Consider the following 13,755-nt stretch of genomic DNA (forward strand, 5'->3'; position numbering starts at 1 on the left):
AGGCCGTAGAGATGACTGAAAACCTGATCGAGATTCGCGACCTGAGTGTCGCCTTCAACGGCCAGACCGTGGTGCGCAAGCTGTGCCTGGACGTGCGCCCCGGCGAGTGCCTGGCGCTGGTGGGCGAGTCGGGTTCGGGCAAATCGGTGACCGCCCATTCGATCCTGCAACTGCTGCCCGAAGCCGGCACCGAAACCACCGGCTCGGTGCGCTATCGCGGCCAGGAACTGCTCGGCGCCTCGCCCGCCACCCTGCAAAAACTGCGGGGCAACCGGATTGCGATGATCTTCCAGGAGCCGATGACGTCCCTGAATCCGCTGCACAGCATCGAGAAGCAGATCGGCGAAACCCTGCTGTTGCACAAGGGCCTGGGCGGCAAACAGGCCCAGGCGCGGATCCTTGAATTGCTCGAACTGGTGGGCATCCAGAAGCCCCGGGAACGCCTCAAGGCCTACCCCCACCAACTCTCCGGCGGCCAGCGCCAGCGGGTGATGATCGCCATGGCCCTGGCCTGTGAACCGGAACTGCTGATTGCCGATGAGCCGACGACTGCACTGGATGTGACGGTGCAGCGCAAGATCCTGCTGCTGCTCAAGTCCCTGCAACAACGCCTGGGCATGTCGCTGCTGCTGATCAGCCACGACCTCAACCTGGTGCGCAGCATTGCCCAGCGGGTGTGCGTGATGAAGGCCGGGGAAATTGTCGAACAGGCGGATTGCGAAACCCTGTTCTGCGCCCCGCAGCACCCTTACAGCCGCCTGCTGCTGGATGCTGAACCGGCAGGCATCGTCTTGAATCACGAGGCGCGGGAGACGGTGTTGCAGGTGGATAACCTGAGTGTGCAGTTCCCGCTGGGCGGCGGACTGTTCCGGCGCAAGCAGTACCTGCAAGCGGTGGATGGCATCAGCCTGGAGGTACAGCGCGGCAAGACACTGGGGATTGTCGGCGAGTCCGGCTCGGGCAAATCCACCCTGGGCCAGGCGATTCTGCGGCTGCTGGATTCCAGCGGCACGATTCGCTTCCAGGGCGAGGCCCTCGACGGCCTGACGCAAAAACAGATGCAGCCGTGGCGCAAGCAGATGCAGGTGGTGTTCCAGGACCCGTTCGGCAGCCTCAGCCCGCGGATGTCGGTGGCGCAGATCATCAGCGAAGGCCTGGAAGTGCATGCGCCGTGCAGCCTCAAGGACCGCGAAGCCCAAGTGATTCGCGTGCTGGAAGATGTGGGCCTGGACCCTGCCAGCCGCCATCGCTACCCCCATGAATTCTCCGGCGGCCAGCGCCAGCGCATCGCCATCGCCCGTGCGCTGGTGCTCAAGCCGGCGCTGATCCTGCTGGACGAACCCACCTCGGCGCTGGACCGTACCGTGCAGAAACAGGTGGTCGCCCTGCTGCTTGAGCTGCAGGAAAAGTACGGCCTGACGTACCTGTTTATCAGCCATGACCTGGCGGTGGTGCGGGCCCTGGCCCACGACATGATCGTGATCAAGGACGGCAAGGTGGTGGAACGCGGGCCCAGCGATGAAGTGTTTGCCGCGCCTCAACACCCTTACACCCGGGAACTCCTCGCGGCGGCGCACCCATGAGCACCACTGGCAGCCTCAAGGATTACCAATACGTTCGCGGCCTGGCGATCCAGTCGCTGTTCGAGATCATCGAGCAGTCCAGCGAAGGCACGGTGATTGTCGACGGTGACGCGAACATCGTCTGGATGAACGAGCGCTACGCCAAGCGCTTCGGCCTGAAAAGCGCCGACGAAGCCATCGGGCAACCCTGCGAGCAGGTGATTTCCAACAGCCTGTTGCGCCAGGTGGTGCGTAACGACCAGCCGATATTGCTGGATATTCAGGACACGCCCAAAGGCCCGCTGGTGGTGATGCGCCTGCCGATCCATGACGACGCCGGCAAGGTGATCGGCGCCATCGGGTTTGCGTTGTTTGATGAGCTGCGCAACCTGTCGCCGCTGATCGAGCGTTACCTGAGCATGCAGCAGGAACTGGCTTCCACTCGGTCGCTGCTGAGGTCGCGGCAGAGTAAATACAACTTCGCGCACTTTATCGGCACCAGCGCGGCCAGCCTGGAAGTCAAACGTCGGGCGCGGCGCAGTGCGAGCGCGGAGTCGCCAGTGTTGCTGCTGGGGGAAACCGGGACCGGCAAGGAGCTGCTGGCCCAGGCGATTCATGGTGCATCGCCTCGGGCGCACAAAGCCTTTGTGAGCATCAACAGCGCGGCGATTCCCCATGATTTGTTGGAAGCCGAATTCTTCGGCACGGCACCGGGCGCGTTTACCGGCGCCGACCGCAAGGGCCGCCCCGGCAAGTTGCAGATTGCCCAGGGCGGCACGCTGTTTCTGGATGAGATCGGCGACATGCCGCTACCACTGCAAAGCAAATTGCTGCGGGTGTTGCAGGAGAAAGAGTTCGAGCCGGTGGGCTCCAACGAGATGATCCACAGTGATGTGCGGGTGATTGCGGCCACGTCCATGGACCTGGAAGCGGCAATCAAGCGCGGCGAGTTTCGGGCGGACCTGTATTACCGGCTGAATGTGCTGCCGATCCAGGTGCCGCCGTTGCGCGCGCGGCTGGATGATTTGCCGGCGTTGAGCGAGGCGATTCTGGAGGAGTTGCGCAGCCAGCATGAGCTGGACCGCGAGGCCTTGGCGTTATTGGCGCAGCATGCGTGGCCGGGGAATATCCGCGAGCTGCGCAATGTGCTGGAGCGGGCGGCACTGTTGAGTGATGACCTGGTGCTGGATGCCAGTGAAATTCGCGCAGCAATTGGTACATTCAGCCCGGTTGAGCAGAGTTCGGTAGAGACCGTTGAGGGCGAGAGTTTCAGCGCGGCCCGGGAGCGGTTTGATCGGCAGGTGATTGGGGCGGCGTTGAAGCACTGTGAGGGGAATGTGGTGGAGGCGGCGAAGCGGCTGGGGCTGGGTCGGTCGACCTTGTACAAGAAAATGGTTGCCTTGGGCATCGCCTAGTCTCCAAAAAGAGACACAATTCCAAATACAGAGAAAATCCAATGTGGGAGCGGGCTTGCTCGCGAATGCGGTGTGTCAGTGCCTGAATTACTGCCTGATACACCGCATTCGCGAGCAAGCCCGCTCCCACATTTGATCTCCAACAGTCTCAAATTCGGGACAAAACTTGAGAACGCTCTCACAAATCAAGAATTTATCTATATATTTCAATAAGTTAATAACTTGGCACACATCTCGCTAAAGCCCCTCCCCACCGCCTCACCCCCACAAAAATAACAATCAGATGGAGACACACCATGAGTGTGATCATTGCCCTCGCAGCCCTGGCGCTGCTGATGCTGGCCGCCTACCGTGGCTACAGCGTCATCCTGTTCGCCCCCATCGCCGCCCTCGGCGCCGTGCTGCTCACCGACCCTTCCGCCGTCGCTCCCGCGTTCACCGGGGTGTTCATGGAGAAAATGGTCGGCTTCCTCAAGCTGTATTTCCCGGTATTCCTGCTCGGCGCGGTGTTCGGCAAGCTGATTGAAATCTCCGGTTTCTCGCGCTCCATCGTCGCCGCTGCGATCCAGGTGCTCGGCACCCGCCAGGCGATGCTGGTGATCGTGCTGGTGTGCGCCCTGCTGACCTACGGCGGCGTGTCGCTGTTCGTGGTGGTGTTCGCGGTGTACCCGTTTGCCGCCGAGATGTTCCGCCAGAGCAATATCCCCAAGCGCCTGCTGCCGGCGACCATCGCCCTCGGCGCGTTCTCGTTCACCATGGACGCCTTGCCCGGCACGCCGCAGATCCAGAACATCATCCCCAGCACCTTTTTCAACACCACCGCCTGGGCCGCGCCGTGGCTGGGGCTGATCGGCACGATCTTCGTATTCTGCGCCGGCATGCTGTACCTGGCCCGCCAGCGCAACAAGGCCCAGCGCGCCGGTGAAGGCTATGGGACCGAGCTGCGCAACGAGCCGGAAACCGCCGAAGACATCAAGCTGCCCAACCCATGGATCGCCCTGTCGCCGCTGCTGCTGGTGGGCATCATGAACCTGCTGTTCACGCACTGGATTCCGCTGTGGTACGGCAAGACCCACACCCTCAGCCTGCCGGGCATGAGCGTGCCGGTGCAGACCGAAGTCGCCAAGCTCACGGCAATCTGGGCGGTGCAGGCGGCGTTGCTGGTGGGGATTATCGTGGTGCTGGTGTTCGGCTTCTCGGCGATTCGCAGCAAGCTCGCCGAGGGCAGCAAGAGCGCGGTCAGCGGCGCGCTGCTGGCGGCGATGAACACCGCTTCGGAATACGGTTTTGGTGCGGTGATCGCCTCGCTGCCGGGCTTCCTGGTGCTGGCGGACTGGCTCAAGGGCATTCCCAACCCACTGGTCAACGAAGCGATTACCGTGACCCTGCTGGCCGGCATCACCGGTTCCGCCTCGGGCGGCATGAGCATCGCGCTGGCGGCCATGTCGGAGAGCTTTATTTCAGCGGCCCATGCGGCCAATATCCCCCTTGAAGTACTGCACCGGGTCGCGGCCATGGCCAGCGGCGGCATGGACACCCTGCCCCACAACGGCGCCGTGATCACGCTGCTGGCGGTCACCGGGCTGACCCACCGCGAAGCCTATAAAGATATTTTCGGCATCACGATCATCAAGACCCTCGCGGTGTTCGTGGTGATTGGTACTTTCTACGCCACCGGCATTGTGTGAGGTTGATATGACGACATTGAACGGCAAGACCGCCCTGGTCACCGGTTCCACCAGCGGCATCGGCCTGGGCATTGCCCTGAGCCTGGCCAAGGCCGGCGCCAACCTGATCCTCAACGGCTTCGGCGATGCCAGCGCGGTGATCGCCCAGGTGCAGGCCTTCGGCGGCAAGGTCGGGCATCATCCGGCTGACGTCAGCGACCCGGCGCAGATCGCCGAGATGATCGCCTACGCCGAGCGCGAGTTTGGCGGCATCGACATTCTGGTGAACAACGCCGGGATCCAGCATGTGGCGCCGGTGGATGAATTCCCGGTGGAGCGCTGGGATTCGATCATTGCGATCAACCTGTCGTCGGTGTTCCACAGCACGCGTTTGAGCCTGCCGGGCATGAAAGCCAAGGGTTGGGGGCGGATCGTCAATATCGCCTCGGTGCATGGGCTGGTGGGTTCGGTGGGCAAGGCGGCTTACGTCGCTGCCAAGCACGGGGTGATCGGGCTGACCAAGGTGGTGGGCCTGGAAACCGCCCAGAGTAATGTCACCTGCAATGCCATCTGCCCGGGCTGGGTGCTGACGCCGCTGGTGCAGAAGCAGATTGATGACCGGATTGCCAGCGGGATTGACCCGCAGCAGGCGCAGCAGGATTTGCTGGCGGAGAAGCAGCCGTCGCTGGAGTTCGTGACACCGCCGCAATTGGGGGAGCTGGTGCTGTTCCTGTGCAGCGAAGCCGGCAGCCAGGTGCGGGGCGCGGCGTGGAATATCGACGGTGGCTGGCTGGCCCAGTAAACGACGATTCCCAAGACACCGCAGCTCAAATGTGGGAGCGGGCTTGCTCGCGAATGCGGTGTATCAGTTAACACATCTGGAACTGACCCACCGCATTCGCGAGCAAGCCCGCTCCCACATTTTGATCGGTGTCGTTAGATAGATCAGATAATAAAAAAGAGATTTCCTTATGTCCGAAATACTCTGGCAACCCTCCCCCGAACGCATCCACAACACCCGGATGGACCAGTTCCGGCGCTTCATCAATGATCGCCATGCCTTGCAGATCAGCGACTACCCGGCCCTGCACCAGTGGAGCATCGACCAGCGCCCGGACTTCTGGCAGTCGATTGTCGAGTTTTTTGAGGTGCAGTTCCGCACGCCGCCCAGCGCGGTACTGATCGAAGACGCCGAGATGCCCAGCGCCCAGTGGTTTCCCGGCGCTACCCTGAACTTTGCCGAACACCTGCTGCGCCGCCGCGACGATCACCCCGCCGTGGTCGCGATCAGCGAAGACGGCCAGCGCGAGCAACTGACCTACGCCGAACTGGCCCGCCATGTCGCCGGCCTGCAACGCAGCCTGCGGGCGGCCGGCGTGGGCGTAGGGGACCGGGTGGCCGCGTGCATGCCCAACACCTGGCAAACCCTGGTGGGCATGCTCGCCACCACCAGCCTCGGCGCCATCTGGTCGTGCTCCTCGCCGGACTTCGGCACCCAGGGCGTGATCGACCGCTTCGGCCAGATAGAACCCAAGGTGCTGATCACCTGCGCCGGTTACCGCTACGCCGGCAAGCTCATCGACCAAAGCAGCAAGCTCAATGAAATCCTCGAACGGCTGCCGTCCCTGCAACAGCTGATCATCGTGCCCTATGCCCGCCCGCAGGCGCGTCCCGAGGAGTATCAGACCCGGGCCAACGTCGCGCTCTGGAACGACTTCTACAGCCCCGGCGGTGAGCCCGATTTCGTCGCCGTGCCCTTCGATCATCCGCTGTACATCCTCTATTCCAGCGGCACCACCGGCGTGCCCAAGTGCATCATCCACGGCACCGGCGGCGTGCTGCTCACCCACCTCAAGGAACACGGCCTGCACGCCGACCTGTCGCGGGACGACTGCCTGTTCTACTACACCACCTGCGGCTGGATGATGTGGAACTGGCTGGTGTCGGTACTGGCCATCGGCGCCACGGCGGTGCTGTATGACGGCTCGCCGTTTCACCCCGGGCCGGAACGCCTGATGGACCTGATCGACCAGGAAAAAATCAGCGTGTTCGGCACCAGCCCCAAGTTCCTCGCCACCCTGGAGAAGGCCGGGCTGCAACCGCGGCTGAGCCATGACCTGGGCAGCCTCAAGGGCCTGATTTCTACCGGCTCCCCGCTGTCGCCCCAGAGCTACGACTACGTGTACCGCGAGATCAAGCCCGAGCTATGCCTGTCGTCGATGTCGGGTGGCACCGATATCGTGTCCTGCTTCGTGATCGGCAACCCGGTGCTGCCGGTGCGCCGTGGCGAGATGCAGTGCAAGAGCCTGGCAATGGCTATCGAAGTGTGGGACGACCAGGGCCACCCGCTGGTGGGCGAAAAAGGCGAACTGGTGTGCACCCGGCACTTCCCGGCAATGCCCATCGGCCTGTGGAATGACCCGCACCAGGAAAAACTGCGGGCCTCGTATTTCAGCCAGTTCCCCGGCGTGTGGGCCCAGGGTGACTACGCCGAACAGCGGCCCAACGGCAGCCTGCTGATCCATGGCCGCTCGGACGCCGTGCTCAACCCCGGCGGCGTGCGCATCGGCACCGCAGAGATCTATCGCCAGGTGGAAAAAGTGCCTCAGGTCCTGGAAAGCCTGGCCATCGGCCAACGCTGGCAGGATGACGTGCGGGTGGTGCTGTTTGTGCGCCTCAACGATGGCATCGAACTGGACGACGGCCTGGAGCAGCAGATCCGCCAGGTGATCCGCGCCAACACCACGCCGCGCCACGTGCCGGCGAAGATCCTCGCGGTGACGGATATCCCGCGCACCATCAGCGGCAAGATCGTCGAGCTGGCGGTCCGCAACGTGGTGCATGGGGAGGCGGTCAAGAACACCGACGCACTGGCCAACCCCGAAGCGCTGGAGCAATTTCGTGATCGCCGGGAGCTGGCAGAAAGATGAAACGTTTTAGCCTTTAAGCACTCATTTGAAGACAAACCCCTCAAGCATGCTATTTTTCGAGGGTGGAAAGCCGGCCCCGGGTCGCGGGATAATCGGCTTTTGTCATTCTTCAAGCGTTACGCGCAGGGCATTTACATGAACGTATCACCCACCGGCAGCGAGGCCGCAGCACTGATTGCGCGGCTGGACTGGGCACGAAGCCCCCTCGGTGACGCCATTGATTGGCCGCAAAGTCTCCGTACCGCCGTCGACATCGTGATCCATTCACCGATGCCGATGCTGTTGCTGTGGGGCGCCGAACTCACCCAGATCTACAACGATGGCTTCGCGATGCTGGCCGGCAACAAGCACCCGGCCGCCTTCGGCCAACCGGCTGACCTGATCTGGCCTGAGCTCAAGCCGTTTACCGACCCGATCTACAGCGCCGTCCTCATGGGCCAGGTGCGCACCTTCACCGAGCAGCGTTTCGTCCTGCAGCGCAACGACCGCGACACCGAGATCTGGCTCGACCTGACCTACAGCCCGATCCGCGACGAGCGTGGCGAGGTCGCCGGGATCCTGATTACCGCCATCGAAACCAACGAGCGCCGGCGCATCGCCCTGGAACTGCAGCAGCGCACCGAGAACAGCCTCAAGGCCCAGCGCAACACCGAGCAGCGCCTGCAGTTGGCCCTGGCCGCCACCGATGCCGTGGGCACCTGGGACTGGGATATCGGCGAAGACCGCTTTATCGCCGACGCCCATTTCGCCCAATTGCACGGTGTTGACCCGTGCGACGCCGACCTGCTGCCCATCAGCGACTACCTGCAAGGCGTGCACCCCGAAGACCGTGGCATGGTGGCCCGCAGCATCAAGCACTGCATCACCCACGGCACCGAGTACGCCGAGGAATACCGCCTGCAGCGCGCCGACGGCGAAGTGCGCTGGGTGTTTGCCCGTGGCCGCTGCTACAAGGACCACCATGGCCGACCGGCGCGTTTTCTCGGCGCCGCCCTCGACCTGACCGAACGCAAGCACACCGAACAGGCCCTGCGCCAAAGCCAGACCGAGCTGCAACTGATCATCAACGCCATGCCGGTGTTGATCGGTTATGTCGACCACGAGCAGCGTTTTCGCCTGAACAACAGTGCCTACCTGGACTGGTACGGCATGACCCCGCAGGAGCTGTACGGCAAGAGCATCCGCGAAGTCGTGGGCGACGAAATCTATGCCGGGCGCGTCGACAAGATCGAGGCGGCACTCAAGGGCAAGGCCTGCAGTTTCGTTACCGTCACCCCGCACCATGACGGGCGGCCACGCCACGCGCTGATGAAGTACCTGCCGCGTTTCAGCGCTGACGGTTCAGTCAACGGTTTCTATATTTTTGTAATCGACGAGACCGAGCGCAAACTGACCGAAGAAGCCCTGCGCCACCTCAACGAAAACCTCGAAGAGCGCGTCAGCCAGCGCACCCAGGCCCTGGCCGAAGCCAACCAGCGCCTGCAAAACGAGATGTTCGAGCGCGAGCGTGCCGAAGACGCCCTGCGCCATGCCCAGAAGATGGAAGCGGTCGGCCAGCTCACCGGCGGCATCGCCCATGACTTCAACAACATGCTCACCGGGATCATCGGCAGCCTGGACCTGATGCAACGCTATATCGCCGCCGGGCGCAGCGACGAGATCGGCCGTTTCACCGACGCCGCCGTATCCTCGGCTCATCGCGCCGCTGCGCTGACCCATCGCCTGCTGGCCTTCTCCCGCCGCCAATCCCTGGACCGCAAGCCGGTCGACCCGAATCAATTGGTGGCGTCCCTGGAAGACCTGTTCCGCCGCACCAAGGGCGCGCACATCGAACTCAAGGTGCAACTGGGCACCGACGTGTGGCCAGTGAACACCGACGCCAGTCAGCTGGAAAACGCTCTGCTCAACCTGGTGATCAACGCCCGCGATGCGATGCCCGACGGTGGGCAATTGTGCATCGAGACCGCCAACAGCTACCTCGACGGCACCGACATCACCACCCTGGAACCGGTCAAGGCCGGCGACTATGTGATGCTCGGCGTGAGCGACAACGGCGCCGGCATGACCGCGAAAATCCTCGCCAAGGCCTTCGACCCGTTCTTCACCACCAAGCCCATCGGCCAGGGTACTGGGCTTGGGCTGTCGATGATCTATGGGTTTGCACAGCAATCCGGCGGCCACGTGACCATCCAAAGCGAACCGGGCCAGGGCACCTGCGTGCGCCTGTACCTGCCGCGCCTGCATGGCACGGCACTGGAGCGGACCACACCCGCTACCCAGGGCGAAGCCCCGGTGGCGCTGGAAGGCGAAGCCGTGGTGGTGGTCGAGGACGACCCGGCAGTGCGGATGCTGGTGGTGAATGTGCTGGATGAACTGGGCTACACCGCACACCAGGCGGCGGATGCACGGGCGGCGCTGCCGTTGCTGGAGTCCGACTTGCGCGTGGATTTGCTGGTGACTGATGTGGGCTTGCCGGGGATGAACGGCAGGCAACTGGCGGAAATCGCCCGGCAACACCGGCCGGACCTGAAGGTGCTGTTCATGACCGGTTACGCCGAGAAAGCCGCCGAGCGCCAGGGGTTCCTGGAGGAAGGCATGGACATGGTGGCCAAGCCGTTTTCGATTGACCTGCTGGCCAACAAAATCCGCAGCATGATCAGCTCAGAGGCCTGACTTCAGGCATAATCGCGCGCCGTTTCACATCAGGACCGATCAATGAAAGCCCAAGCCCGTCACATTCTGGTGAAAACCAGTGAGGAAGCCGAACAGCTCAAGCAGCGTATTGCCAAGGGCGAAGCGTTTGATGTGTTGGCCAAGAAGTACTCCACCTGCCCTTCCGCCAAGCGCGGCGGTGATTTGGGTGAAGTGCGGCCGGGGCAGATGGTGGGGGTGATTGATGCGGTGATCTTCAAGAAGCCCGTGAAGGTGGTTCATGGGCCGATCAAGAGCAAGTTCGGGTATCACCTGGTGCAAGTGTTTTACCGCGATTGATGGCTGATCGTTCCCACGCTCCGCGTGGGAATGCCTCACCTGACGCTCTGCGTCCGCTCTTGGGACGCAGAGCGTCCCTGGCTGCATTCCCACGCGGAGCGTGGGAACGATCAGCGTAAGTCTCGGGGAATAAGTGCACCCGGCACCTGAATCACCCGGCTCGCCAGCCGATGCCCGGCCAAGGCTGCTTCCTGCGGCGAACCGCCCTTGAGCCGACTGGCCAGGTACGCCGCACTGAACGAATCCCCCGCCGCCGTAGTGTCGACCACCTTCTCCACCACCAGCGCCGGCACCTCGAACCGCTCATCCTCCCAGCGAATCAAACACGCATCCGCCCCGCGCTTGAGCACCACCTCGGCAATCGTCGGGTACGCCGCAAACACCTGCTCGCTGTCTTCATAGCCGAACAACGCCCGTTCGTCATCCTCGGTCAGCAAGGCGATATCCACCTCGGCCAACACCGCGTGATACGCCGCGCGTGCGGCGTCCACGCTGGCCCACAGGCGTGGCCGGTAGTTGTTGTCGAACACCACCTTGCCGCCGCGCTTGCGGGTTTCGACCAGGGTTTCCAGCAGGCGCGCACGGCCCACTTCGCCCAGCACAGCCAGGGTGATGCCGCTGAAATACACCACGTCGTACGTCGGCAACGCTGCCAGGATCGGCTCGGCCGCCGGAGTGGTGAAGCAGTCGCGCACGGCCGCTTCATTGCGCCAGTAGAGGAATTTGCGTTCGCCGTTGGCATCGGTCTGGATGCAGTACAAACCCGGCAGGCGCCCGGGCAGGCGCTGGACCATGCCCAGGCCCAGGCCTTCTTCGGCCCAGTGCTTGCACATGGCATCGCTGAAGCTGTCATCGCCCAGGGCGGTGACGTAGTCGACGGTGCTCGGTTCACCCAGTTCGCGGCGCAGGTAGACGGCGGCGTTCAGGGTGTCGCCGCCGAAGCTTTGTTGCAGGCTGCCGTCGGCGCGGTGTTGCAGTTCGATCATGCATTCGCCGATGAGGGCGATGCGGGGTTTTGTGTTCATGCCTGGGGTCTCTCGATGTACTGGAGGGCCTCTTCGCGAGCAAGCCCGCTCCCACATTTGAATGCATTTCAACTGAAGGAACTCGGTCGAATGTGGGAGCGGGCTTGCTCGCGAAAGGCGCGACTCGGTCTAGAAGCAGGTATGCAGGCTTTCGATCACCTGCAACTGCTCATCCACCAGATTACCCACTTGCCACTTGTCGAAGGTCAGGCACGGGTGGGATGTGCCGAAGGAGATGATGTCGCCAATGCGCAGCTCAACCCCCGGTGCGACGACCATGAACGCATGCTGATCCATCACGGCGGTGACCTTGCACGCGGTCACGTCATCACCCTCGGCTGGCAGCACGCCAGCCTTGTAGCGCTTGAGCGGCACCGGCAGGCCGGCGTCGTAGGCGACGTCGCGCTTGCCCAGGGCGATCACCGCGAAGCCCGGCTCCGGCAGCGATTGCACGTGGGCCCAGACTTCCAGCGCCGGGCGCAGGCCTTCGTTGAGGTCGCTGCGACGGTCCAGTACGCAGCACTGCGCGTCTTTGTAGATGCCGTGGTCGTGAGCCACGTAGCTGCCCGGGCGCAATACGCTGAGGAAGCGGCCAGCGGCGTTCTGGGCTTCGAAGGATTCGGCAATCAGGTCGTACCAGGCCGAACCCGAGGCGGTAATGATGGGCTTGGCCAGGTCGAAGGCGCCGCTGTTTTGCAGGTCGACGGCCAGGCGTACCAGGGAGGCGGCGAATTCGCGGATGCCACTGATGGCGTGCTCGCCATGGATCACCCCTTCGTAGCCTTCGATGCCGGTGAGGGCCAGCGCAGGCTGGGCCTTGATCGCCTTGGCCAGGTCGAGCACCTGTTGTTCGGTGCGGCAACCGCAACGCCCGCCGACCACGCCGTATTCGATCATCACGTTCAAGCGCAGGCCACGGGCGGCGAAGAACAGGCCCAGGTCGGCGACGTTGTCCGGGTGGTCGACCATGCAGTGGAAGTCGAATTCGGGGTCGGCCAGCAGGTCGGCGATCAGCGCCATGTTCGGCGCGCCCACCAGTTGGTTGGCCATCAACACCCGGCGAACCCCACCGGCGTACGCAGCGCGGGTCTGCACGGCGTTGGCCAGGGTGATGCCCCAGGCGCCCTGCTCGATCTGCCGCTGGAACAGCGCGGGCATCATGCTGGTCTTGCCGTGAGGCGCCAATTGCGCACCGCTGTTGCTGACGAAATCCTGCATCCAGCGGATGTTGTGTTCCAGGGCGTCACGGTGCAACACCAGGGCTGGCAGGCTGACGTCACGGACCAGATGTGCACCGATGGCGGCAGCGCCTTTTTCAACGGCATTGAAGGCAGACATAAGGGTTTCCTATTCGTTGATGCGACGGGCCAGGTTGTTCGCACTGTCGATCAGCACCCGGCGGTAGTCGTTGTAGTTTTTGATCGCATCGGCCCGTGGGGCGACGATGCACAGGGTCGCAATGCTGATGCCTTGGGCGTCCCGGACCGGGGCGGCAAAGCAGTGGGTAAAGGTGTCGGCGACACTGTCGAAGGAGAAGAATCCGTCGAGGGTGGCCTGACGGATTTGCCCGAGGAAGGTTTCCAGAGGCAGGCGCTGACCGTCCGGGAGGATGAAGTCGTCGTAGTCGATCAGGTCGATGATTTGCTGGTCGCTCAGGTGGCCCAGCAGCAGGCGGCCGGAGGCGGTCCAGGGGATCGGCGCGTTCTCGCCGATGTCTGAGGAAATGCGGAAATGCCGCTCGCCTTCGCGCATCAGGGCCACGGTGTATTTGCGGCCATTGAGCAGGCACATCTGGGCGGTTTCGTGGGTTTGGCTGACGATTTCCTGCAGGGCGTGGTCGGCTTCGCGGGTCAGGTCGAAATGGCGCAGGTGGGCCTGGCCGAGGAAGTACAGCTGACGGCCGAGGTAGACGTGACCGTCCTTGCCAACGGTTTCGAGGATGCGCCGTTCCAGCAGCGAGGCCACCAATTCGTAGACCGTGGATTTGGGGCTGCCGATGCCGCTGGCGATGTCATTCGGGCGCAGGGGCTGGCCGATTTCCTTGAGGAAATCGAGGATATCGAACGCCCGGTCGAGGCCTTTGGCGCGGCGTTTGATGGTGTCTTCGGTCATGGCAGTCGTCGGTCCCGTTTGAAGATGTAGCTATCAACACAGACCCCCTGTGG

The 13,755-nt window shown here is 63.2% G+C and carries 9 protein-coding genes and 1 pseudogene; 7 read left to right on the forward strand and 3 right to left on the reverse strand.

The annotated features are described in order from the left end of the window. Positions 1-11: 11 nt before the first annotated feature. The 7 genes and pseudogenes from HX821_RS15750 to HX821_RS15780 all read left to right on the forward strand — a co-directional run. The gene (locus HX821_RS15750) at positions 12-1,583 is read left to right on the forward strand and encodes an ABC transporter ATP-binding protein (RefSeq protein WP_087694187.1); all 1,572 of its coding nucleotides are present in this window, start codon (positions 12-14) and stop codon (positions 1,581-1,583) included. Next, positions 1,580-2,977: a sigma-54-dependent Fis family transcriptional regulator gene (locus HX821_RS15755; protein WP_003208015.1), complete on the forward strand. Its 1,398-nt coding sequence runs from the start codon at positions 1,580-1,582 to the stop codon at positions 2,975-2,977. Before HX821_RS15750 ends, HX821_RS15755 begins: the two co-directional genes overlap by 4 nt. Positions 2,978-3,273: 296 nt before the next feature. Beyond that, complete coding sequence (locus HX821_RS15760) at positions 3,274-4,665, forward strand: GntP family permease (RefSeq protein ID WP_177036017.1); 1,392 nt, start codon at positions 3,274-3,276, stop codon at positions 4,663-4,665. A 7-nt stretch (positions 4,666-4,672) separates the two neighbouring features. Then, the gene (locus HX821_RS15765; RefSeq protein WP_177028300.1) at positions 4,673-5,446 is read left to right on the forward strand and encodes a 3-hydroxybutyrate dehydrogenase; all 774 of its coding nucleotides are present in this window, start codon (positions 4,673-4,675) and stop codon (positions 5,444-5,446) included. Positions 5,447-5,615: 169 nt separating this feature from the next. Then, positions 5,616-7,574, forward strand: a complete 1,959-nt coding sequence (locus tag HX821_RS15770) for an acetoacetate--CoA ligase (protein WP_177036018.1) — start codon at positions 5,616-5,618, stop codon at positions 7,572-7,574. 135 nt (positions 7,575-7,709) lie between these two features. Then, positions 7,710-10,247: a PAS domain-containing protein gene (locus HX821_RS15775; protein ID WP_177019447.1), complete on the forward strand. Its 2,538-nt coding sequence runs from the start codon at positions 7,710-7,712 to the stop codon at positions 10,245-10,247. Between the two features lie 27 nt (positions 10,248-10,274). Beyond that, positions 10,275-10,565: pseudogene (locus HX821_RS15780) on the forward strand (peptidylprolyl isomerase); the annotation flags it as partial. A 110-nt stretch (positions 10,566-10,675) separates the two neighbouring features. Here HX821_RS15780 and HX821_RS15785 read toward each other — a convergent pair. The 3 genes from HX821_RS15785 to HX821_RS15795 form a co-directional block, all read right to left on the reverse strand. Then, positions 10,676-11,590 carry a sugar kinase gene (locus HX821_RS15785; RefSeq protein ID WP_177036019.1) on the reverse strand — a complete coding sequence of 305 codons (915 nt, stop codon included), beginning with the start codon at positions 11,588-11,590 and terminating at the stop codon, positions 10,676-10,678. A gap of 129 nt (positions 11,591-11,719) precedes the next feature. Then, a complete protein-coding gene (locus HX821_RS15790) occupies positions 11,720-12,928 on the reverse strand; it encodes an amino acid deaminase (RefSeq protein WP_003208003.1) in 1,209 nt (402 codons plus the stop codon). 9 nt (positions 12,929-12,937) lie between these two features. Then, the gene (locus HX821_RS15795) at positions 12,938-13,702 is read right to left on the reverse strand and encodes an IclR family transcriptional regulator (RefSeq protein WP_003208002.1); all 765 of its coding nucleotides are present in this window, start codon (positions 13,700-13,702) and stop codon (positions 12,938-12,940) included. Between the last annotated feature and the right edge of the window lie 53 nt (positions 13,703-13,755).

Source organism: Pseudomonas sp. B6001 (assembly GCF_013386015.1).
Classification (GTDB): Bacteria; Pseudomonadota; Gammaproteobacteria; order Pseudomonadales; family Pseudomonadaceae; genus Aquipseudomonas.